This window comes from Chromobacterium sp. INPA-IVC, assembly GCF_059047085.1.
The window spans coordinates 196,953-218,496 of record NZ_JBTNLS010000004.1 but is presented as its reverse complement, the minus strand read 5'-3'; the positions used below and the strand labels follow the sequence as shown (position 1 = coordinate 218,496).

General features: G+C 64.3%; 25 protein-coding genes. 12 read left to right on the top strand and 13 right to left on the bottom strand.

All coding sequences use genetic code 11. The annotated features are described in order from the left end of the window. Positions 1–46 precede the first annotated feature (46 nt). The 5 genes from fliD to ACX17K_RS08705 all read right to left on the bottom strand — a co-directional run bounded on the left by fliD (position 47) and on the right by ACX17K_RS08705 (position 4,123). Positions 47–1,579: a flagellar filament capping protein FliD gene (gene fliD / locus ACX17K_RS08725; protein ID WP_493774481.1), complete on the bottom strand. Its 1,533-nt coding sequence runs from the start codon at positions 1,577–1,579 to the stop codon at positions 47–49. Between the two features lie 174 nt (positions 1,580–1,753). Continuing rightward, positions 1,754–2,008 carry a hypothetical protein gene (locus tag ACX17K_RS08720; protein ID WP_493774480.1) on the bottom strand — a complete coding sequence of 85 codons (255 nt, stop codon included), beginning with the start codon at positions 2,006–2,008 and terminating at the stop codon, positions 1,754–1,756. Positions 2,009–2,049: 41 nt separating this feature from the next. Next, positions 2,050–2,724, bottom strand: coding sequence for a molybdate ABC transporter permease subunit (gene modB / locus ACX17K_RS08715; protein ID WP_231151083.1), 675 nt, complete (start codon positions 2,722–2,724; stop codon positions 2,050–2,052). Next, positions 2,721–3,449 carry a molybdate ABC transporter substrate-binding protein gene (gene modA, locus ACX17K_RS08710; protein WP_493774479.1) on the bottom strand — a complete coding sequence of 243 codons (729 nt, stop codon included), beginning with the start codon at positions 3,447–3,449 and terminating at the stop codon, positions 2,721–2,723. Before modA ends, modB begins: the two co-directional genes overlap by 4 nt. Before the next feature lie 53 nt (positions 3,450–3,502). After that, positions 3,503–4,123 carry a DUF3313 family protein gene (locus ACX17K_RS08705; protein ID WP_493774478.1) on the bottom strand — a complete coding sequence of 207 codons (621 nt, stop codon included), beginning with the start codon at positions 4,121–4,123 and terminating at the stop codon, positions 3,503–3,505. A 230-nt stretch (positions 4,124–4,353) separates the two neighbouring features. Between ACX17K_RS08705 and mltG the strand changes: the two genes are divergently transcribed. The 7 genes from mltG to ACX17K_RS08670 are packed head-to-tail and all read left to right on the top strand — an operon-like array spanning position 4,354 to position 9,396. Then, positions 4,354–5,346 carry an endolytic transglycosylase MltG gene (gene mltG / locus ACX17K_RS08700; protein WP_493774477.1) on the top strand — a complete coding sequence of 331 codons (993 nt, stop codon included), beginning with the start codon at positions 4,354–4,356 and terminating at the stop codon, positions 5,344–5,346. Next, on the top strand, positions 5,343–5,984 hold the full coding sequence (gene tmk, locus ACX17K_RS08695) for a dTMP kinase (RefSeq protein WP_343479927.1): 642 nt from the start codon (positions 5,343–5,345) through the stop codon (positions 5,982–5,984). Before mltG ends, tmk begins: the two co-directional genes overlap by 4 nt. Then, positions 5,984–6,988 (top strand): DNA polymerase III subunit delta', encoded by a 1,005-nt coding sequence (locus tag ACX17K_RS08690; protein ID WP_493774476.1) that lies wholly within the window; start codon positions 5,984–5,986, stop codon positions 6,986–6,988. The genes tmk and ACX17K_RS08690 overlap by 1 nt, the downstream gene beginning before the upstream one ends. Before the next feature lie 15 nt (positions 6,989–7,003). Beyond that, a complete protein-coding gene (locus tag ACX17K_RS08685) occupies positions 7,004–7,375 on the top strand; it encodes a PilZ domain-containing protein (RefSeq protein WP_021478797.1) in 372 nt (123 codons plus the stop codon). A 60-nt stretch (positions 7,376–7,435) separates the two neighbouring features. Beyond that, positions 7,436–8,206: a TatD family hydrolase gene (locus ACX17K_RS08680; protein ID WP_493774475.1), complete on the top strand. Its 771-nt coding sequence runs from the start codon at positions 7,436–7,438 to the stop codon at positions 8,204–8,206. A 13-nt stretch (positions 8,207–8,219) separates the two neighbouring features. Next, the gene (locus ACX17K_RS08675; protein WP_493774474.1) at positions 8,220–8,603 is read left to right on the top strand and encodes a hypothetical protein; all 384 of its coding nucleotides are present in this window, start codon (positions 8,220–8,222) and stop codon (positions 8,601–8,603) included. Positions 8,604–8,619: 16 nt separating this feature from the next. Next, positions 8,620–9,396: an MBL fold metallo-hydrolase gene (locus ACX17K_RS08670; protein ID WP_493774473.1), complete on the top strand. Its 777-nt coding sequence runs from the start codon at positions 8,620–8,622 to the stop codon at positions 9,394–9,396. Between the two features lie 47 nt (positions 9,397–9,443). On the opposite strand, the gene ACX17K_RS08665 is transcribed toward ACX17K_RS08670, so the two are convergent. The 4 genes from ACX17K_RS08665 to ACX17K_RS08650 form a co-directional block, all read right to left on the bottom strand. Beyond that, complete coding sequence (locus tag ACX17K_RS08665) at positions 9,444–9,908, bottom strand: CreA family protein (RefSeq protein WP_046155510.1); 465 nt, start codon at positions 9,906–9,908, stop codon at positions 9,444–9,446. Positions 9,909–9,994: 86 nt separating this feature from the next. Continuing rightward, complete coding sequence (locus ACX17K_RS08660) at positions 9,995–10,300, bottom strand: chorismate mutase (RefSeq protein WP_046155509.1); 306 nt, start codon at positions 10,298–10,300, stop codon at positions 9,995–9,997. 82 nt (positions 10,301–10,382) lie between these two features. Beyond that, positions 10,383–11,405: a tryptophan--tRNA ligase gene (gene trpS / locus ACX17K_RS08655; RefSeq protein ID WP_493774472.1), complete on the bottom strand. Its 1,023-nt coding sequence runs from the start codon at positions 11,403–11,405 to the stop codon at positions 10,383–10,385. A 230-nt stretch (positions 11,406–11,635) separates the two neighbouring features. Then, positions 11,636–12,046 (bottom strand): nuclear transport factor 2 family protein, encoded by a 411-nt coding sequence (locus ACX17K_RS08650; RefSeq protein WP_493774471.1) that lies wholly within the window; start codon positions 12,044–12,046, stop codon positions 11,636–11,638. 115 nt (positions 12,047–12,161) lie between these two features. Here ACX17K_RS08650 and ACX17K_RS08645 point away from each other — a divergent pair, with 115 nt between their 5' ends. Together ACX17K_RS08645 and ACX17K_RS08640 are read left to right on the top strand one after the other, a co-directional pair. After that, positions 12,162–12,914 (top strand): AraC family transcriptional regulator, encoded by a 753-nt coding sequence (locus tag ACX17K_RS08645; protein WP_493774470.1) that lies wholly within the window; start codon positions 12,162–12,164, stop codon positions 12,912–12,914. Between the two features lie 349 nt (positions 12,915–13,263). Then, complete coding sequence (locus ACX17K_RS08640) at positions 13,264–13,620, top strand: translation initiation factor Sui1 (protein ID WP_493774469.1); 357 nt, start codon at positions 13,264–13,266, stop codon at positions 13,618–13,620. An 18-nt stretch (positions 13,621–13,638) separates the two neighbouring features. Here ACX17K_RS08640 and ppsR read toward each other — a convergent pair whose 3' ends face one another. Further along, a complete protein-coding gene (gene ppsR / locus ACX17K_RS08635) occupies positions 13,639–14,460 on the bottom strand; it encodes a posphoenolpyruvate synthetase regulatory kinase/phosphorylase PpsR (RefSeq protein ID WP_231151108.1) in 822 nt (273 codons plus the stop codon). Positions 14,461–14,742: 282 nt separating this feature from the next. Between ppsR and ppsA the strand changes: the two genes are divergently transcribed. Beyond that, entirely contained in the window at positions 14,743–17,130 is a 2,388-nt protein-coding gene (gene ppsA, locus ACX17K_RS08630) for a phosphoenolpyruvate synthase (protein ID WP_493774468.1), read from the top strand. 76 nt (positions 17,131–17,206) lie between these two features. On the opposite strand, the gene ACX17K_RS08625 is transcribed toward ppsA, so the two are convergent. The 3 genes from ACX17K_RS08625 to ACX17K_RS08615 form a co-directional block, all read right to left on the bottom strand. After that, positions 17,207–17,869, bottom strand: a complete 663-nt coding sequence (locus tag ACX17K_RS08625) for a redoxin family protein (protein WP_231151110.1) — start codon at positions 17,867–17,869, stop codon at positions 17,207–17,209. 117 nt (positions 17,870–17,986) lie between these two features. Further along, complete coding sequence (locus ACX17K_RS08620) at positions 17,987–19,312, bottom strand: dicarboxylate/amino acid:cation symporter (RefSeq protein WP_493774467.1); 1,326 nt, start codon at positions 19,310–19,312, stop codon at positions 17,987–17,989. Positions 19,313–19,454: 142 nt separating this feature from the next. Beyond that, a complete protein-coding gene (locus ACX17K_RS08615; RefSeq protein WP_021478811.1) occupies positions 19,455–20,057 on the bottom strand; it encodes a MarC family protein in 603 nt (200 codons plus the stop codon). A 243-nt stretch (positions 20,058–20,300) separates the two neighbouring features. On the opposite strand from ACX17K_RS08615, the gene ACX17K_RS08610 reads away from it, so the two are divergent. Then, complete coding sequence (locus ACX17K_RS08610) at positions 20,301–20,873, top strand: hypothetical protein (protein ID WP_493774466.1); 573 nt, start codon at positions 20,301–20,303, stop codon at positions 20,871–20,873. 18 nt (positions 20,874–20,891) lie between these two features. After that, positions 20,892–21,479 (top strand): hypothetical protein, encoded by a 588-nt coding sequence (locus ACX17K_RS08605; RefSeq protein ID WP_493774465.1) that lies wholly within the window; start codon positions 20,892–20,894, stop codon positions 21,477–21,479. Positions 21,480–21,544: the final 65 nt, after the last annotated feature.

The window sequence follows — 21,544 nt, the reverse complement described above, 5'->3', positions numbered from 1 at the left end:
TTTTACCGGCAAACGCCGAGAAGGGCAAAACTAAGGGGGGAGCGGTTCAGGCGGTGGCGGAGAAGCCGGCGGACGACAGGCCCAGTCCCTGGCCCACCAGCAGCGCGTTCAGCGCGTACGGCGCGCCTATCGAGTACACCAGCGCGTACATGGCGAGGCCGCTGATCTGCTGGGCGGACAGCATGCTGTTGCTGGACGGGTAGCTGAGCAGGTTCTGCAGATTGAATGGGAAGGTATTGGGCGTTTGCGGGGTGTTGATCACCAATTGCTGGGTGCGCTGCTGGGTCTGCAGCGCGCGGGTTTCATTGACCAGCGAGCCGCTGCCCTGCGAGGTGTAGCTGTTGGCCAGCGAGTTCAACGATTGCGCCGCCGTGTACAGCAGGTTGGCCGTGCCGCTGGAGTCGCTGTTGTACGCCGCTTGCAGTGAGTTGACATTCAGGCTCAGCGTGCCGCCCAAGCCGTATTGCGACGGACTCTGGTAGCTGAGGCCGACCTGGCTCAGCATGGTCATCAGCGAACTGCCGTTGCTATAGCTGTTCTGCACCTGCTGGTTCAGCATCAGCGGCAGCATGGCGGCGATCGGGTCATTGCTCGGCAGCACCTGATTGCCCAGCAGGCTGTTGATGGATCCCTGGGCGGTATTGAAGGCGCTGGCCAGCGACTGGGCATTGGTGTTGAGCTGGCCGAAATCGACATTGACCGAGATATTGCTGCTGCCGGTCGCCAGCAGATTGGCCGACACGCCGCTGCCCAGCTGAATGCCAAAATTGCTGGCGTTGGAGCCGGAGGTGCCGTTGACGGTGTAGCTGGCGTTCAGCGCGGCCTGGCTTTGGGTCAGGTTCTGGCCGCTGCCCACCGCCTGGGTCTGATCGAAGGCCAGCCGGGACAGGCCGCTCTGGTCGGTGTTGTTGCCGTCGTTGTCGCTGACGGTGATCTTGAAGTTGTTGCTGGCGCCGGTGCTGGCCTGGCTGATCTGCAACTGATAGGCGCCGGAGGAGTTCTGCACCACATTGGCCACCACGCCGGCCCCGGCGCCGTTGATCGCGCTGGCGATGCCGGACAGGGTGCCGTTGCTGATGCTGATGGTCACCGGGGTATCGTTGGCGGTGAAGCTGGTGGCCGAAGTCGAGCTGGTGTAGGCGTAGCTGCCGGTGGTGATGGTCAGGCTGCCGGTGCCGACCGAGGTGCTGCTGGAGTCCGGCAGCGTAAAGCTGGTCGTCGCGCTTTGCGCTTGGGCGAGTTGGGAGACATTGAGCAGGTAGCTGGCGTTCTGCGCGCCGGTGGAGGTGCTGACGCTGGCCACGGCGGGATTGCTGCTGGTGGCGGTGCCGCCGCCGAATTGTATCGACGGCGCGTAAATCTGCTGCAGGCTGCTTTGGAAGGTGTCGAGAACGGACATCAGCTGGCCCAGCGTGGACAACTCAGCCTGGATGGGGTCGGTGGGGGCGCTGCTGGCGCTGCTCTGGCTGGCGGCGCTGGAGGAGCCCAGCAACAAGCCGCTCGACAACAAACTGCTCAAGTTTGGCAGCAAGCTGTCGAAAGACGAGAAAGAGGAGTTGTATCCGGACAGGGAGTTCATTGCCAACACTCGCAAGCCACATCTTGTTCAAGTGTAGACTACATTGTCCAAGTCATTGCTTATTCAGCGTTTTTCTGGGGCTTTGTTGTGTGTTTGTATGTCCGGTTTGGCGCGGACGAGACATGAAAAACGGCATGCGCGAGGCGGCATGCCGTGTGGCGGGAGGAGGGCCGCTTACTTGGCCATCGCGTCCTTCACGCACTTTTTGGCGAAACTCTGTTTGGCGGCGCCGGCCAGCTTTTTCTCCGCGGCTTTGGCGTCACAGCTGGCCTGGGCGGCGGCGCTGTCTTTTTCGCACTTCTTCAGGAAGCTTTGCTTGGCGGCGCCGGCCAGTTTCTTTTCGGCGGCCTTGGCGTCGCAGGCGGCGTCGGCCAGCGCCAGATTGGCGCTGAACAGGGCGAGTACGGCGATCAGCACGGATTTGCGCATGATGATTGGTCTCCAGTGAAGGCCCGCGGCGCGGGCGGATGTCATTCCGATTGTTTTTGTCTGGCGTTCAGCCAATAAACGGCGCTCAACGCCGCCAGTGAAAACAGCAGCAACATCAGCGCCAGCTGGTGGGCCGCGCCATAGTTGGCCTGCTCCACTTGATTGTACAGCGCGATCGATATCACGCGCGTTTCGCCGTCGATATTGCCGCCTATCATCAGCACCACGCCGAATTCTCCCACCGTATGCGCGAAGCCCAGGCAGGCCGCGCTCAACAGGCCGCTGCGGCAGGATGGCAGGATCACGTGGCGCATCCGCTGCCAGCGGCCTGCGCCCAGCAAGAGCGCGCTTTCCAGCTCTTCCTGTCTTACCGCGCGGAAGCTGGCGAGCAGCGGCTGCAGCACGAAGGGCAGCGAGTACAGGATGGAGGCGAGCACCACGCCGGGAAAGGTGAAGGCGAGGCCGGGCAGGCCCAGCGAGGAGGTCAGCTTGCCGACCGGGCCGTGCGGCCCGAAAGCCAGCAGCAGATAGAAGCCCAGCACCGTCGGCGGCAGCACCAGCGGCAGCATGGCGCCGGCCTCCATGAAGGGGCGCAGCCGGGAGCGGCTATGGGCCAGCCACCAGGCGCAGGGGATGCACAGGGCCAGCAGCAGCAGGGTGCTGATGCTGGCCAGGCGCAATGTCAGCGCGATCGCGCTCCAGTCCTGGGGACTCACGGTTTGAAGCGATAGCCGGCCTGGGCCATCAGCGCGCGCGCCTGCTCGCCTTTGAGGAAGGCCATCAGCGCGGTCGCGGCCGGGGTGGGCTTGATCAGCAGCGCGTCCTGGCGGATCGGCTGATGCAGTTTTTCAGGCACCAGCCAGTAGCGGCTGTGTATGCCTTGCTCCAGCAATTGGGAATAGGCGACGAAGGCGAAGTCGGCGCCGCCGACATCGGCGAACTGCATGGTTTGGCCGATGTTGTCGCCGGTCAGCAGCTTGGGTTTCACCGCCGTTTCCAGCTTCAGCGCGGCCAGCGTTTCCATCGCGGCGCGGCCGTAGGGCGCGGTGGCCGGGTTGGCGACGGCCAGCTTGGCGAAATTGCCCTGGCGCAGCGCCGCTTCGCCGGCATCGTCGCGCTGCTTGCTCCACAGGGCCAGCTGGCCGTAAGCATAGGTGAACTGGCTGGAAGCCTGGCCCACGCCGGCCTTGGCCAGCTCGGTCGGGCGCTCGTCGTCGGCGGACAGGAACACCTCGAACGGCGCGCCCTGGCGGATTTGCGCGGCCAGCTTGCCGGACGCGCCGGCGCTGGCCTTGATGTCGTGCCCGGTGGCGGTTTTGAAAGATTTGGCTATCTTGTCCAGGGTCTGCTGGAAATTGCTGGCGACGGCGACATTGACGGTGTCGGCGAGGGCGAGTGGGGAGAGAAGCAGGCACAGCAGGGCAAGGCGCAGGCGCGGCATGGCGGACTCCAGGGACAGGATCATCCGCCCATTATGCTGCCAAAGGCCGGCGGCTAGCCAGCCGCCCGGCCGGCGATCTTGAACTGGAGCAACTGTTGCCAGTCACAGCCTAGCAGGTCTTGCCAGTCTTCCCCGCGGACGCCGGCGGAGTGGGGCGCCGCGCTTTGCAGATTGACCACGCCGCCCAGCAGGCGGCCGTCGCGCGAGTCCTCGAACTGCGCGACGCTGGCCACCTGCTCCAGGTAGGGCGCGATGCCGCGGATCAGCGGCGATTGGCCGTCTATCGGCCGGCCGGGGGTCGGCCCGGCGTCGACTCCGGGAACCACCAGCCGCAGCCTGACGATGCCGGGCGCCGGCTCCGCCACCTGGGGAATGGCCGGCATCCAGGCGCGCAACAGCGTCTGCAGGCGAAGATTGAGGCTGTGTCCGAGCGCGGTGGCCACCAGTTGCCAGCGTCCGTCGCGGCGGGTGTCGAGCAGCCACAGCGGCTCCAGCAGCAGGCCGTGATAAGGGGTGAGCAGCCGGGGGGACTCGGCGTAGACGAACTGGCGGTTGTGCCTGCCCTGGCAGAAGCCGGGGCGGGCGGTTTGCGTGTCGCCGCCGCCACCACGGGCCACCCGGCACAGTTCGTTCCAGGCGACCAGCGCGCATCCGAGATTGAAGAAGGGTTTCATCGTTTGTTCTACCCTGGCCGTATCTTGTTGAATAAAGTGAAGGAGCGCCCGGCGCGAGGCCGGTTGTCTAGGCTGAAAAATAGGCAAAAACCGGCAAATGACTATTGATTTGGCGCAAACGACCGGGCTTGTGGCCAGTACAAGCTGTCATGTCGGACAGCCTCGCTTGCTGGTATGATTCCGCCTTCGTCGCCGCGGCGGCCGTCACATCTGGATTTGCGAAGCGTTAAATGAAGAAAATTTCCCGCGTTCTGTTGTTGCTGCTGCTGTGCGCGGCGGGGTGGCTGGCCTGGGCGCTGCTGCTGCCGGTCGAGATGCCGGCGGGCGGCTACAAGCTGCTGGTCGGCCCCAATCGCACGATGAAGCAGATCGCCCATTCGCTGGCGAAGGATGGCGCGATACGCGACGGCCAGCTGATGGTCGCGCTGGCCAGGCTCACCGGCTCGGACCGCAAGGTGAAGGCCGGCCTGTACCGGCTGGACGGCAGCCAGTCCATGCTCGAGGTGCTCGATCGGCTGGTGCAGGGGCACCCGGACGAGGCGAGCCTGACTACGATCGAAGGCTGGACCTTCCGCCAGGTGCGCCAGGCGGTGGAGCGCAATCCGGACATCCGCCACGACGCGCGGAAGCTGAGCGATGTCGATCTGATGCAGCGCATCGGCCTGGGAGACGCCAGCCCCGAGGGCCTGTTCTTCCCCAGCACCTATCTGTTCACGCCGGGCACGTCCGATCTGGACTTGTATCGCCAGGCCTATGCCATGATGCGGCAGAATCTCGATGCCGCCTGGGCGGCGCGCAAGCCCGATCTGCCCTACGCCTCGCCGTACGAGCTGCTGACCATGGCCAGCCTGATCGAGAAGGAAACCTCCAGCGAGGCGGACCGGTCTATGGTGGCGGCGGTGTTCGTCAATCGTTTGAAGAAGGGCATGCGGCTGCAGACCGATCCCTCGGTGATCTACGGCATGGGCGCCAGCTATCAGGGCAATATCGCCAAGGCCGACCTGCGCCGCGATACGCCTTACAATACCTATACCCGCGCCGGCCTGACGCCGACGCCGATCTCGATGCCGGGCAAGGCCGCGCTGTACGCGGCGGCCCAGCCGGCCGAAACCGACGCGCTGTACTTCGTCGCCCGCGGCGACGGCAGCTCCGAGTTTTCCAGCACCCTGGAGCAGCACAACCAGGCGGTGCGCAAATACATTCTGAAGAAAGGCCAGCAATGAGCACGCAGCAGGTCCGACGCGGCCGTTTCATCACGCTGGAGGGCATAGACGGCGCGGGCAAGAGCACCCACCTATCCTTCATCCGCGACTGGTTGTCCGGACACGATGTCGACGCCGCGTTCACCCGCGAGCCGGGCGGCACGCCGCTGTCGGAAAAGATACGCGACCTGCTGCTGGATCCCGGCACCGTGGCTTCGCTGGATGCCGAGGCGCTGCTCGCCTTCGCCGCGCGCCAGCAGCACATCGCCGAAGTGATAGAGCCGGCGCTGGCCGCCGGCCGCTGGCTGGTGTCCGACCGCTTCACCGACTCCACCTACGCTTTCCAGGGCGGCGGCCGCGGCGTGCCGTTCGAACGCATCCGCGCGCTGGAGGACTGGGTGCAGCGCGGCCTGCAGCCGGACCTGACCTTGCTGTTCGATTTGCCGACTGAAGTGGCCGCCGGGCGCATGGCCGGCACCCGGGTGCCGGACCGTTTCGAGCAGGAGGCCGCCGATTTCCATCGCCGCGTGAGAGCGGCTTACCTGCGCCGGGCCGAGGAGGCGCCGCAGCGCATCGTCGTGCTGGACGCCGGCCGCGGCATCGCCGACATCCAGGCCGACATCGCCGTCCATCTGCAACGCCTGCTGGAGCGCGGTTGATGTTGTACCCGTGGCAGAGCGATGACTGGGCGCGGCTCTCCGCCGAGCGCGAACGCATGCCGGGCGCCTGGCTGTTCACCGGCGGCGCCGGCATCGGCAAGCTGGCCTTCGCCGAACACCTGTCGCTGTCGCTGCTGTGCGAGAGCCCCGTGGCCAACCATCAACCCTGCGGCCAATGCCAGGGTTGCCGCTGGTTCGCCAGCGGCACCCATCCGGACTTCCGCCGCCTGTCGCCGTTCGCCGACGAGGAGGAAGAGGGCAAGGAGGCCAAGACCACCCGCAAGCTGCCGCAGATCAAGATCGAGGCGGTGCGCGAGGTGATCGATTTCGCCCATCTGACCGCGCACCGCGCCGGCCGGCGGGTGATTCTGGTGGAGCCGGCCGAGAACCTGAACCTGGCCGCCGCCAACGCCTTGCTGAAGATACTGGAGGAGCCGCCGGAGGCCGTGCTGTTCCTGCTGGTGTCGCACGCGCCGCAGCGCTTGCTGCCCACCATCCGCAGCCGCTGCCGCCAGTTCGCGCTGACCCGCCCGTCGGAGCCGGCCGCGCTGGCCTGGCTGAAGGAGCAGGGCGTCGCCGGCGCCGAGGCTGAGCTGGCGCACAACGGCGGCGCGCCGCTGTTCGACCACGACCCCGATCTCGCCGCGCTGCGCGCCCAGTTCGTCCGCGGCCTGGGCCAGCCCAGCTTCGCCGGCATGCTGCAACTGGCGGAGCTGATCGACAAGAACAAGCAGCTGTCTTTGGCGCAGCCGCTGGCCTGGATGCAGAAATGGCTGCATGATCTGGCCGCGCTGTGCCTTGCCGGCCGGGTCCGCTATTATCCAGATCAGGAGAGGGCGCTTGCCGCGCTGGCGCCGCGCTGCGACGTCGTCTTGTTGATGGCCTGCCAGCAGGCGTTGACCGCGCTGGCGCCGTTCTCCCAGCACACCTTGAACATCCGCTTGCAACTGGAGGCGGTGTTGATGGATTACCTGAAGATCTTTGCCGGCGGCAAGGCCGGCTGAGCAAAAGGGGCCTGAATGGATGCCGCCAAGCCGGATCTGAACAATCCCAATCGCCCCGGCGTGCTGTCGCTGCATATCAAGGAGCGCAGCGCGCTGTTCGCCGCCTACATGCCTTTTCTGCGCAACGGCGGCATTTTCATTCCCACCAACAAGGAAATGCAGCTGGGCGAGGAGGTGTTCCTGCTGCTGACGCTGATGGAGGATCCCCAGCGCATCGCGGTGCAGGCCAAGGTGGTGTGGATCACGCCGGGCGGCGCCAACAACAGCCGGGTGCAGGGCGTGGGCGTGGAGTTCGTTTCCGGCGAGGCCGGCAAGCAGGCCAAGGACAAGATAGAGACGCTGCTGGGCGGCGTGCTCAACTCCAGCCGTCCCACCCATACCATGTGAGGTCCGGGTAGCGGACGTGATATCCTGTGGACCGGATTCACGTTTTTCTGCCCACCGACCATGTTGATCGATTCCCACTGCCACATCAATTTTCCCGACCTCGCCGAGCGCATGCCCGATGTGCTGGCCAATATGCGCCAGAACCAGGTGACGCACGCGCTGGTGATCGGCGTCAGCCGCCCCAAGTACCCGCAAGTGCTGGCCCTGGCCGAGGCGCATCCCAATCTGTACGCCACCGTCGGCGTGCACCCGGATGACCCGGAGGCCGAGGAATACAGCGAGGACGAACTGGTCGAGCTGGCCGCCCATCCGCGCGTGGTCGGCATCGGCGAGACCGGCCTCGACTACCACTGGTGCAAGGGCGATCTTGATTGGCAGCATCAGCGCTTCCGCACCCATATCCGCGCCGCCCGGCGCGTCGGCCTGCCGCTGGTGATCCATACCCGGGAATCCGCCGAGGACACCATCCGCATCATGCGGGAAGAGCATGCCGAGCAATGCGCCGGCGTGATGCACTGCTTCACGGAAACCTGGGAAGTGGCCGAGGCCGCGCTGGCGTTGGGCTTCTACATCTCTTTCTCCGGCGTGGTGACCTTCAAGAACGCCAAGCAGGTGCAGGAGGTGGCGCAGAAGGTGCCGCTGGACCGGATGCTGATCGAAACCGATTCGCCCTATCTCGCGCCGGTGCCGTTCCGCGGCAAGACCAACGAGCCGGCCTATGTGCGCCATGTGGCGGAGTTCATCGCCGAGCTGCGCGGCATCCCGTTCGAGGAGGTGGCGCAGGCCACCACGGACAATTTCTTCCGCCTGTTCGCCAAGGCGGCGGGCTGAAACGGAGAGGAATATGCGGCTGCCCGCATTGGTTTTGATCGGATGGCTGATCGCGCTGCCGGCGCTGGCCAATTGCGTCAGCCTGGGCGGGCGCAGCTACTGCGCGCCGCCGGGTGGCCAGGCGGTGCTGCACCAGGGCCAGCCCTACTGCGGCGCCGGCGCCTGCGTGTCCGACGAATTCGGCAATCTGTTCTGCTCGCCCTATCCGGGCGGCGGCGTGGTTCGCGCCCGGGGCGGCTTTTACGCCGGGCCCGGCCTGTGCGTGCTGGGGCCGGACGGCGCGCCGCAGTGCGCGGCGCAGCCGGGCGGAAGCTGCGCGATGGGCCCGGGCGGCCAGCCGGTTTGCGAAGGCGGCTCCGTCGCCGTGCCCGCGGCGCGGGCGCAGCCGTGCCAGTGATCAAGCAAGGAGAGTCGTGAATACGCTAGAAGTCACCATTCTGGGCTGCGGCTCCAGCTCCGGCACGCCGGCGATAGGCTGCGGCTGTCCCACCTGCCGCTCGGACGACGTCCGCAACAAGCGCACCCGTGCCAGCGCCTATGTGCGGGTGGGAGAGCTCGGTTTCCTGATCGATACCGGGCCGGATCTGCGCCAGCAGGCGCTGCGCGAGGGCGTGAGTCGGCTGGACGCGGTGCTGTACACCCATCCGCACGCCGACCACCTGAACGGCATCGACGACCTGCGCGCCTTCTGTTACCTCAAGAAGGGGCCGATCTCGCTGTATGGCAACGATTTCACTATCTCGAACATCCGCGAGCGCTTCGGCTACGCGCTGCAGCCGCCGTCCAAGATGTGGGACAAGCCGGTGCTGTTGCCGGAAGTGGTCAATGGCCCGTTCCAACACCAGGGCGTAGAGCTGACGCCCATTCCCCTGCTGCATGGCAGCTGGCCCTGTCTGGGCTGGCGCATCGGCGACGTGGCCTGGCTGACCGACCTGTCCCACATCCCCGATAGCAGCCTGCCCCTGCTGGAAGGGCTGGAGCTGCTGTTCCTCGATTGCCTGAACCAGGATCCCTATCCATCCCACCTGTGCGTGGACCAGGCTTTCGAATGGGCGGGACGCATCGCCGCGCGCCGCACGGTGCTGATCCACATGACCCACAAGCTGGAATACCTTGATCTCAGCGAGCGCTGTCCGCCCGGCGTGGAGGTCGGTTTCGATGGCTGGCGCGCCGAAGTGGCCATGGAATGATGGTTGTCATGTTAAAAAACATGATCTTTTTCAATGGCTTGTGATGTTTATTTCTTGAGCGGAATCTTCTGGTCCAGCACCGCCACCGCGGTGATCGCGTTGTCCGGGCTGCCGTCCACCAGCTTGTCCGAGTAGGTGAGATAGGTCAACACATTGCGCTTGGGGTCGACGATGCGCACCACGCGCACGTGCTTGAACACGAAGGACGCGCCCTCCTTGAATACCTGCTCCTGCGGCGGAATCGGCTTGTTGAAGCGGATCGCGCCCACCTGGCGGCAGGCGACGGAGAAGCGGGACGGATCTTTGGCCAATCCCATCGCGCCCTTGTAGCCGCCCGTCTTGGCGCGCGACACGTAACAGGCGACGCCCTGCACCGAGGGATCGTCAAAGGCTTCCACCACTACCTTGTCGTTGGGGCTGAGCAGCTTGAAGGTGGTGGACACTTCGCCCACCTCTTCGGCCAGGGCCGGCAGGGACAGGCAGGCGAGCAGCAGCAGGGCGGCTTGTTTCATCGGTTTTCTCCGGCGTGGGCCGGCCGCCTGGAGCGGCCGGGCTGGGTCACTGGGTGCGACGATTGTAGGCAAAGCCGCCCGCCGCCTCAATCTCCGGCGGCCCGGCCGCGGAAAGCGGCCATCTCGTCGGCGACGAAGTACTCTATCATCGTGCGGTAGACCGCCGCGGTCAGCGCCGGATCGGCACCCAGTTCGCCGGCTAGCCGCTCCACGCGGCGCATCACCTGGTCCACCCGCTTGCCGCCTTCCACTTCTTCCCGGCTGTGCTTGAACGCGGCCGCCTGGCGCACGTAGATGCCGCGCTCGGCGATCAGCGCCACCAGCGAGCGGTCGACGCGGTCTATCTGTTCCCTGACTTCAGCCAGGTCCTGGCATTGAAAAACGCTGTCCATTCATGGTCTCCTTGAAAGCGCGGAATCGGCGCATGCGCATGAGCGGCTGGCTAAGCCCTGAAGCGCGCCAGCCTGCGGCGCGTCAGTAGTAGTTGAGGCCCATCGCGGCCTTCACTTCGGACAGCGTGCGGGCGGCGACGTCGCGGGCGCGGCGGGTGCCGGTCTTCAGCATTTCCAGCACCGCGGCCGGGTCCTGGGCGTAGCGCTCGCGGCGTTCGCGGATCGGCGCCAGCATCTCCTGCAGGCAGTCTTCCAGATGCTTCTTGATCACGGTGTCGCCCAGACCGCCGCGCTGGTATTGGGCTTTCAGCTCCGCCACCAGCGTCTGGTCGGGATGGAAGGCGTCCAGATAGGTGAAGACCACATTGCCTTCCACCTGGCCCGGGTCGGCCACCCGCAGGTGGTTGGGGTCGGTGTACATCATTTTCACCGCCTGGCGGATGTCGTCGGGCGTGGCGGATAGCGTGATGGTGTTGCCCAGCGATTTGGACATCTTGGCCTTGCCGTCTATGCCGGGCAGGCGGGCGCCCACCTCCGGCACCACGGCGCGGGTCTCCACCAGCACCGGCCGTTCGACGCTGGCGTTGAAGCGGCGGACGATCTCGTTGGTCTGTTCGATCATCGGGATCTGGTCGTCGCCGACCGGCACGATGGTGGCCTTGAAGGCGGTGATGTCGGCGGCCTGGGCGGCCGGGTAGGTGAGGAAGCCGGCTGGGATGTCGCGTTCGTAGCCGCGCTGCTTGATCTCGTCCTTGATCGTGGGATTGCGCTCCAGCCGCGCCACCGTCACCAGGTTCAGATAGTAGGACGCCAGCTCGGTCAGTTCCGGCACCAGGCTCTGGATGAAGATGGTGCTCTTGGCCGGATCGATGCCGACGGCCAGATAGTCCAGCGCCACCTGCAGCACGTTGTCGCGCACCTTCAGGTAGTTGCCCATATTGTCGGTCAGCGCTTGGGCGTCGGCCAACAGCAGGAACTGCACGCAGCGGTTTTGCAGGATCACGCGGTTGCGCAGCGAACCGACGTAATGGCCCAGATGCAGCTGACCGGTGGTGCGGTCGCCGGTGAGGATGATGTCTTGCGAGCTGATGTTGTCCAGATTCATTTCGATCTCCACTGTTGGAATGAGGAGACCGGCAGGGCGGACTGGGGGGAGGTGAGGCTAAAAACAAACCCGGTGCGCCTTGTCGGCAGCCTCCGGGTTTTTATTGCATATGCGTTCGCCGGCGCCGCCTAGGAGAGGCGCCACCACCAAAATCGGATTGCGAATGCGGGTGCGGTTTTCATGCTTTCATCAAAACACGGGGCCGCGCGCCGCGTCAAGCCCCTTGAGTTTCAGTGGCGCGAGCCGAGGTCATGGTCGGCGGCCGGGCCTTCCAGCTGGCGGGTCAGCTCGTCGCAGGCGATGATCCTGCCGTCGCGCAGCGTGATGTGGGCCTGTACCTGGAAGCGGGCGGCGCTGCCGTCCTTCTTGGCGACGCGCACCTGGTGGTGGGTCAGCACGCAGTCGAGATCCTGGGCCACGGCGAGGAAGTGCACTTCCATTTTCTCCACGACTTCGCGCAGCGCGCGCAAATGGCGCTTGAGGCCGGAGAGGTCCAGTTCGCGGCCGTCGACGCGCTGGCGGTAGCCGGGGGCCATGTAGCGGGCGATGCTGTCGTCGTCGACGCGGCCGGCTTCGATCAGCTCGGCGAACATGCCGCGGACAATGGCGAGGTTGTCGGGGGCTCGGAGGGAAGAGCTCATGGTGCAGTCTCCTGAGGCGGCGCGGCGCGCCGATGGTGGATGACGACACTGTAGGAGCTTTACGGTTTGATGCGTTAGCGGCAAAGTATCAATTATTGTCTTAATCGGATCAATCATGGATACCGTCAATCTGCCGTTTCGCTGTCTGGCGGTGCAAGGAGTGTCGCGCGGCGGGGTCGCCAGCCACGTGCACGAGGTGGGCCAGCTGATCTATCTGCGCCGCGGCGCGATGCTGTGCCAGAGCGAGACCATGCGCTGGCTGATGGCGGCGGGGCAGGTCGGCTGGATTCCCGCCGGCATGGCGCACAGCGCCGAACCGCTGGCGGAGCTGGATGGCGTGACGGCCTATGCCGACAGCGCCGCCTACCCGGATCTGCCCGCCGAGGCGAGAGTGGTGCCGGCCGGCGGCATGATGGGTTTGCTGCTGGAGAGGCAGCTGAGCTACGAGGCGGAGCCGTGGCATGGCCGCCGGCAACGGCTGGCCGGGGTGATCGTCGACGAGCTGCTGCAACTGGCGCCCTTGCCGCAGCAACTGCCTTTGCCGGCCGAGCGCCGCTTGCGCGCGCTGTGCCGGCGGGTGCTGGCGGATTTGGGGCGGGGATGGCTGTTGGATGAGCTGGCGGCCGCGCATGGGTTTTCCCGCGCCAGCCTGACCCGGGCGTTCTCCAGGGAAACCGGGGTATCGTTCGGCAATTGGCTGGGACAGGCCAGGCTGCTGGAGGCCGTGCGCCTGCTCAGCGGCGGCGCGGCGGTCGGAGAGACCGCGTTACTGGTAGGCTATCAGTCCCTGAGCGCGTTTTGCGCGGCGTTCCGTCGCCATCTGGGTATGGCGCCGGGCGAATTCCAGCGTGCTCAGGCCCGCGCTTGAGTCTAACAGGGCTGAGCGGGGCTGCGCCGGACTGGGCGCGGCCTGCTGGCTGTTCAGCAGCCGGCGGAACAGCATTTCCGCCAGTTCGCGTTGGGCCGGCGTTTGTCCCTGGCTGGCGGCTGCGATGCCGTCGACCCGTTGCGGGGAGTGCTGCCGCAGCGCCGCGATGGGCGGCAGATGGGGATCGGGCAGATTCATGACGCTCTCTTTGGTAATATTCACAATATTTGAGAGCGAATAGTTGCTATTGTTCTTGGGTTTGCAGGAAATTTACAAATAAACAATGGCATAGCGCATAAAGGCGCTTTGCCTGGATGGCATGGGTGCCCATGCCGGGAGCGAAACCGAGATGGGAAGAGAAAAAACGGGCGGGCTGGTGTACTCCACCGAGCATGGACGGATGTGTCCGGAATGCGGGCAGCCCGAGGCGCAATGCCGCTGCAAGACGCCGGCCGCGCCGGCCGGGGACGGCGTGGTTCGGGTGTCCAGAGAGACCAAGGGCCGGGGCGGCAAGGCGGTCACGGTGGTGAAGGGGCTGCAGCTGGCGGCCGACGAACTGGCCAAGGTGGGGAAGCAGCTGCGCGCGCGTTGCGGCAGCGGCGGCACGCTGAAGGACTGGACGCTGGAAATTCAGGGCGACCACGTGGAGATCGTGATCGCCGAGCTGGCCAGGCTGGGCTTCAAGGCCAAGCGGGCGGGCGGCTAGGCGCCGCCCGCGCCGGGGTCAGAATTTCCGGCCCAGCGCCGCCTTGTGCATGATGGTGGACGCGATCTCCTCGATCGACTTGTGGGTGGTGCTGATGAAGGGCACGCCGTGATGGCGGAACATCGACTCCGCCTCGTTCACCTCGCGCCGGCAGTTGTCCATGCTGGCGTATTTGGAGTCGGGCCGGCGCTCCGAGCGGATGTGGTGCAGCCGGTTGGGATCGATGGTGAGGCCGAACATCTTGTCCTTGAACGGCAGCAGGATTTTGGGCAGGGTCGGGCTGCCCAGGTCTTCCGGCGTCAGCGGATAGTTGGCGGCGCGGATGCCGTATTGCAGCGCCAGATACAGGCAGGTCGGCGTCTTGCCGGAGCGGGACACGCCGACCAGAATCACATCGGCTTCGTCCAGATCCTTCAGCTTGACGCCGTCGTCGTGGTTCAGCGAGAAGTTCACCGCCTCGATCCGGTGATCGTATTTCTCCTCGTTGACCATGCCGTGGGCCTTGCCCACCGTCAGCGTCGCTTTCTGGCCGAGTTCGCCCTCAAGATGGCCGATGAAGGTTTCGAAGAAGTCGATCAGCACCACGTTTTCCAGCCGCAGCGCCTCGCGCACCTCCGGGTTGACGATGCTGGTGAACACCAGCGGCCGCAGGTGGTCGCGTTCGGCGATTTCGCTGATCCGTTCGGCCAGCGCGCGGGCCTTCTCCACGGTGTCGACGAAAGGCACGGTCTCGCGCTGGAAGTCCAGCGCGTCGAATTGGGTCAGCAGCGTGTGGCCCAGCGATTCTGCGGTGATGCCGGTGCGGTCTGAGATGAAGAAGGCTGAACGGTGGTGCGACATGGATGACCCTGCGGATGGTGGATTTGCCTGCTGCAAAGTGTATACCGGCGCGGGCGGCGGCGATATGGCGGGATTCGGATCGTTTCCTTCATGTAATCATAAAATTACATGACAAATAACTATTGAGAACGGTCATTTTCAAAACAACTGTTTGATTGTATTTATTTTGTCGACCATCCTGTCGCAAAAAGTCTTGTGCAGCGCAAAAGATGCTACGCAATTCGCACGTAATTCGGCTAGAATGCGGCCCATCGTCCCAATCCCAACACAGGAAGTGAAGTGATGGCAGACAACTACGTCATCTGGTTCGAGAAGCTGCGTATGACCGACGTGGAAGAGGTAGGCGGCAAGAACGCCTCCCTCGGTGAAATGATCAGTCAGCTGGCGGGTTCCGGCGTTCGTGTTCCCGGCGGCTTTGCCACCACCGCCCAGGCGTACCGGGATTTCCTGCAGCATAATGGCCTGGCCGACAAGATCAGCGCCGCGCTCGCCAAACTCGATATCGACGACGTCAGCGAACTTGCCCGGGTGGGCAAGGAAATCCGCCAGTGGATCATCGACACCCCGTTCCCGGCCAAGCTTGATGCAGACATCAAGGAAGCCTGGGACAAGATGGTGGCCGATGCAGGCGGCGCCGACATCTCCGTAGCGGTCCGCTCTTCCGCCACCGCGGAAGACCTTCCCGATGCCTCGTTCGCAGGCCAGCAAGAAACCTTCCTGAATATCCGCGGCCTTGACAATGTCAAGGATGCGATGAAACACGTTTTCGCTTCCCTCTACAACGACCGCGCCATCTCCTACCGCGTGCACAAGGGCTTCGCCCACGACGTGGTGGCCTTGTCCGCCGGCGTGCAGCGCATGGTGCGTTCCGACAAGGGCGCGGCCGGCGTGATGTTCACCATCGACACCGAGTCCGGCTTTGAAGATGTGGTGTTCATCACCGCTTCCTACGGCCTGGGCGAGACCGTGGTGCAGGGCGCTGTGAACCCGGACGAGTTCTACGTGCACAAGCCGACGCTGCGCGCGGGCCGCCCGGCCGTGCTGCGCAAGACCATGGGCTCCAAGCTGATCAAGATGGAGTTCACCGACGCCTCGCAAGCCGGCCGTTCGGTCAAGACCGTGGATGTGGAGCCGGCGCTGCGCAAAGAATTCTCGATCAACGACGCGGAAGTGGCCGAACTGGCCGAGTACGCGCTGATCATCGAAAAGCATTACGGCCGCCCGATGGACATCGAGTGGGGCCGCGACGGGGTGGACGGCAAGCTGTACATCCTGCAGGCGCGTCCGGAGACGGTTAAGTCGCAGGAAGACCGCAAGGACACCCTGCGCCGCTACCGCCTGAACAGCAAGTCCGAAATCCTGTGCGAAGGCCGCGCCATCGGCCAGAAGATCGGCCAGGGCACCGTGCGCACCATCCGCGACGCGTCCGAGATGGATCAGGTCAAACCCGGCGACGTGCTGGTGACCGACATGACCGATCCGGATTGGGAACCGGTCATGAAGCGCGCAGCCGCCATCGTCACCAACCGCGGCGGCCGCACCTGCCACGCGGCCATCATCGCGCGCGAGCTGGGCATCCCGGCCGTGGTCGGCTGCGGCGACGCCACCCGCGTGTTGAAGGAAGGCATGCAGGTCACCGTGTCCTGCGCCGAGGGCGATACCGGCAACATCTACGACGGCCTGCTGGATGTGGAAATCATCGATCTGGAACTGGACAAGATGCCCAAGGCGCCGGTCAAGATCATGATGAACGTCGGCAACCCGGAACTGGCGTTCGACTTCGCACAATTGCCGAACGAAGGCGTGGGCCTGGCGCGGATGGAGTTCGTCATCAACCGCCAGATCGGCATCCACCCGAAGGCGCTGCTGGAATTCGACAAGCTGAGCCCGGAGCTGAAGGAAACCATTTCCGACCGCATCGCCGGCTACGCCAGCCCGGTGGACTTCTACGTCGACAAGATCGCCGAAGGCGTGTCCACGCTGGCCGCGGCTTTCTATCCGAAGAAGGTCATCGTGCGCATGTCGGACTTCAAGTCCAACGAGTACGCCAACCTGATCGGCGGCCAGCTGTACGAGCCGCACGAAGAAAACCCGATGATCGGCTTCCGCGGCGCCGCCCGCTACGTGGCCGAGTCGTTCCGCGACTGTTTCGAGCTGGAATGCCGCGCCATCAAGAAGGTGCGCGACGTGATGGGTCTGACCAACGTGGAAGTGATGATCCCCTTCGTCCGCACGCTGGCCGAAGCCGAGAAGGTAGTCGAGATCCTGGCTGAAAACGGCCTGAAGCGCGGCGACAACGGCCTGCGCCTGATCATGATGTGCGAACTGCCGACCAACGCGGTGCTGGCCGAGAAGTTCCTGCAGCATTTTGACGGCTTCTCGATCGGCTCCAATGACATGACCCAGCTGACGCTGGGCGTGGATCGCGACTCCGGCGGCCCGATCGCCTCCACCTTCGACGAGCGCAACGAAGCGGTGAAGGCGATGCTGCACATGTCCATCCAGGCTTGCCGCAAGCTGGGCAAGTATGTGGGCATCTGCGGCCAGGGCCCGTCCGATCATCCGGACTTCGCCAAGTGGCTGGTGGAAGAGGGCATCGAGACCGTGTCGCTGAACCCGGACACCGTGGTGGAGACCTGGCTGTATCTGGCCAAGGAACTGAACAGCTAAGGTTGCCAGTCATCCATCGGTGAATGAGAAACCGCCCGGAAACGGGCGGTTTTTCTTTATCTGCGGCCGGCCGGGCTCAGCGTCCGGCGCCGCCGTTCCGGCTTAGCTGATCCTGAATCAGCTTGGCCTTCTCCAGCAGCCGCTCGGTGCCTTTTTCCCGTTCTGCCTCCTGCTCCTGCCGCACTTCCGCGGCTTCGCGCTCGGCGGCCATCGCCTGTTGCTCGCCCTCCTGCAGCAGCGCCTCGATGGCGTCGAAATTGAAGAAGTCGCGGGTATTCGCCAGCCGCTCCGAGTAATGGACCACGTTGGCGGCGTCGGCCAGGATGATGGACGGCGAGGTGTAGCCGCTCAGCGGGTACTCGGTGATCAGCACGCCGTAGCGCTTGTGGAAGTCGCGGCCGCGCAGCGTGGAAAGCAGCGCGATATTGGGCAGGCCGTGTTCGTGCCGCGCGCGGGCCAGCGACGACGGTGAGTCGACGGTGATCACGATCAGCTTCAGATGGGGCCAACTGTCCAGAAAGCGCCGGGTTTCCCGCAACAGCAGCAGGCCGGCGTGCTCGTCCTCGTCGACCGACAACAGGGTGACGATCAGCTTCGGCGTGTGGGAGAAGCCCTCCAGCGGGGCGTCGCGCTTCTGGTCGTCCACCAGCATGAAGCTGGGCAAATAGCTGCCTTGGCGTGGGAAATCGCCGATGACGGGCAGCATTTCATCGCCGTATTGCACCCAAAAGTCTTCCATTTCCACTCCTCCTAGCATTTTCATCGTGGACGAGCGGACAGCGAAATCAAGAATTTCGTCCTAAATGAAACGAAAAACCCGCCTGGCGGCGGGTTGGCGGAAACGGGCGCGGGCGCCTCAGGAAGTCTGCAGCGCCGGTTCCGGCGCGGTTTCCTGCCGGCTTCTGGGCGGGGCGGGCGGCTCTGCGCCTTCCAGCACCTGGCGCATCCGTTCGACGTCCAAGGCTTTTTCCCACTTGGCGATCACCACGGTGGCGACGCCGTTGCCGATCAGGTTGGTGATGGCGCGGGCTTCGGACATGAAGCGGTCGATGCCGATCAACAGCGCCAGGCCTTCCACCGGCAGCTTGCCGCCCAGCGTGGCCAGCGTGGCCGCCAGCGTGATGAAGCCGCCGCCGGTCACCGCCGCCGCGCCTTTGGAGGTCAACAGCAGCACGCCGATGATGGCCAGCTCCTCGCCCAGCGTCAGGTTCACATTGGTGGCCTGGGCGATGAAGATCGCCGCCATGGTCAGGTAGATGGAAGTGCCGTCCAGGTTGAACGAGTAGCCGGTGGGCACCACCATGCCGACCACCGGCTTGGAGCAGCCCAGGTTCTCCAGCTTCTTCATGATGCCCGGCAGCGCCGATTCCGACGAAGACGTGCCCAGCACCAGCAGGATTTCTTCCTTGATGTAGACCAGGAAGCGCCACAGGCTGAAGCCGGAGAAGCGGGCGATGGTGCCCAGCACGATGAAGACGAAGGCGAAGCAGGTCAGATACACGCAGGCCATCAAAAAGCCCAGCTGCTTCAAGGAGCCGATGCCGTACTTGCCGATGGTGAAGGCCATCGCGCCGAAAGCGCCGATCGGGGCCAGCTTCATCAGCATATTGATCACGCCGAACAGCGCGTGGGAGAACTCGTCCAGGATGTGGACGATGTTCTTGCCGTTGTCGCCCATCTTGGTCAGAGCCAGGCCCAGCAGCACCGAGAAGGTCAGCACTTGCAGGATCTCGCCGCTGGCGAAGGCGCCGACGACGGTGTCCGGGATGATGTGCAGCAGGAAATCGACGGTGTTCATTTCCTTGGCGCCGGCGGTGTACTTGGCGATGTCCTTGGCGTGCAGCGTGTGCGGGTCGATGTTGAGGCCGGCGCCCGGCTGCAGCAGATTGACCACGATCAGGCCGATCACCAGCGCCAGCGTGGTGACGGCTTCGAAGTAGAACAGCGCCTTGACGCCGACGCGGCCCACTTCCTTCATGTCGCCCATCTTGGCGATGCCGACCACGACGGTGGCGAAGATGATGGGGGCGATCATCATCTTGATCAGCTTGATGAAGGCGTCGCCCAGCGGCTTCATCTTGGCGCCGAGGTCAGGCGCGAGGGCGCCGAGCGTGACGCCCAGCGCGATGGCGATCAGCACCTGGACGTACAGGCGCGAAAAGAATGGAGTCTTGGTTTGCATGGTTCTCCCGACTGGCGTTGATTGCAGGAACGCGGACTCTTGAACGGTCCATTTTCCAGCGATGCTAACAACTGCCATCAGCCGGGAGCATTGTCGATATCCCTATCGGGGATAACCCTGATGCCGTATCTGATTTGAATATTCAGTGCAGCTGCTTCAGATAGGAGGCGAAGCCGCTGAGCAGCATTTCCACCGAGATGGCGGTCAGCACCAGGCCCATCAGCCGCTCCAGCGCGGTGATGGCCTGTTCGCCCAGCAGCTTCTGCAGCTTGCCGGAGAACAGGAACACCACGGTGGTGACCAGCATGCAGATGGTCAGCGCGCCCATCCATTCCAGCATCCGGCCCGGCTCGCGGGTGGACAGCAACAGCACGGTGGCCATCGCCGACGGGCCGGCGATCAGCGGAATGGCGATCGGCACGATGAAAGGCTCGCCGTGCAGCTTGTCGCCGCCGAACACGCTGCCTTCGCCGGGGAAGATCATCTTGATCGCGATCAGGAACAGGATCACGCCGCCGGCGATGCGCATCGATTCGTCGGTCAGGTGCATCAGTTCGAGGAAATTGCGGCCGAACAGCATGAAGATGGTCAGCACCAGGAAGGCGATCAGGCATTCGCGGTAGACCACGCGTTTGCGGCGCTCGGGCTTCACCTGCTTCAGCGCGGAGATGAACAGCGGGATATTGCCCAGCGGGTCGGTGATCAGGATCAGCAGGATGGTGGCGGACAGGAAGGAGGTTTGCATGTTGTGGCGGCGGCTCGGTTGACGCTGGGAAAGCTTCCCGGCAGTCATGGTCATTGTGTTGAAAATTATTTTGATGACATCGTATTTGCGGTGCCGGCTTTTGTTAGACTGCCAGTCCGTGAAGATACGATGGCGGATTGTCCGCTTTGTTTTGTGTTTTCTTTTAGCGTACTGACTCGCAGAGATATTTGGATGATATTTAAAAATTATAAGCTTTTTTCCGGCGCAAATCGCTGGTTCGCAGTGTGTCTGCTGGCAGGCAGCTCCCTGCTGACCGGCTGCGCCAGCGTTTATGTCGATACCGCCACCAAGGATGTGCCGGTATCCGAACTGAAAAAACCGGCGTCGCCTAAGCCGGTTCAGCTGGTATTCGAGTTCCAGAACCAGGGCATGCCGGTGCCGCGCGCCACTGAATTCCTGCAGACCGCGGTCAAGACCCAGGTGGCGGAATCGGGCCTGTTCTCCGCGGTGGAAACCCAGCCGGCGGCGGGCATGCCGATCCTGAACATCAGCCTGAACAACATCCCGCTGACCAAGGGAGAGGCCAGCGGCTTCGTCACTGGTTTGACCTTCGGAGCGGTCGGCTCCGCGGTGACCGACGGCTATGTCTGCACCGTCAGCTACCTGCCTGCGGGCAGCAGCAAGCCCATCGTCAAGACGGCTCGGCACGCCATCCACACCACGGTAGGCAACGCCCAGCCGCCGGCAGGGGCGCAAAAGTCGGCCAATATCGGCGATGCGGTGCTGCAGATGACGCACGAAGTCTTGAGCAACGCGCTGCACGATTTGTCGCAGGACAGCGGATTCGGCAATTAATTAAGTTAAAGGCACATCATGCAAAAAATTATCAAACTGGCGGTAGTGGCGCTGCTCGGCGCATCTTCCCTGTTCCTGACTGGTTGCGCGCAGATGGTGATGTCTCCGGCCAAGTCGTCGATGGAAAACATCGCCAAGATCCGCGAGAGCAACCTGACTCAGGTAGCAGTTGGTGTGTTCAAGCCGGCGGCCAATTTGAGCGCCGACTCTGACAGTAGCCTCAGCATGCGCGGCGCGAACAGTCTGACGGCGCCAACCGACGGTTCTTTCTCCAAGTACCTGGGCGCGACGCTGAAAGCCGAATTGCAGGCGGCTGGCCTGCTCGATGACAAGTCGAGCGCGCAGGTGAGCGGCGAATTGCTGGAAAATTCGCTGGATCCGGCGGTGTCGACCGGCACGGCGGCGTTGGCCGCGCGCTTCGTGGTGACGCGCGATGGCGCGGTGCGCTATGACCGCAAAGTGGAGGCAGCGTCGCAGTGGGAGTCATCCTTCATCGGCGCGGTAGCCATTCCGCTGGCGGCTAGCCAGTATGAGGGGCTGTATCGCAAGTTGGTGAGCCAGCTGTTGGCGGACGAGGACTTCCGCAAGGCCTTGGCGAAGAACTGACGTTCGCCGGCAACGGCGGACAGATATAAGAAAGGGCCGGGAGGGCATGATGCCTCCCGGCCCTT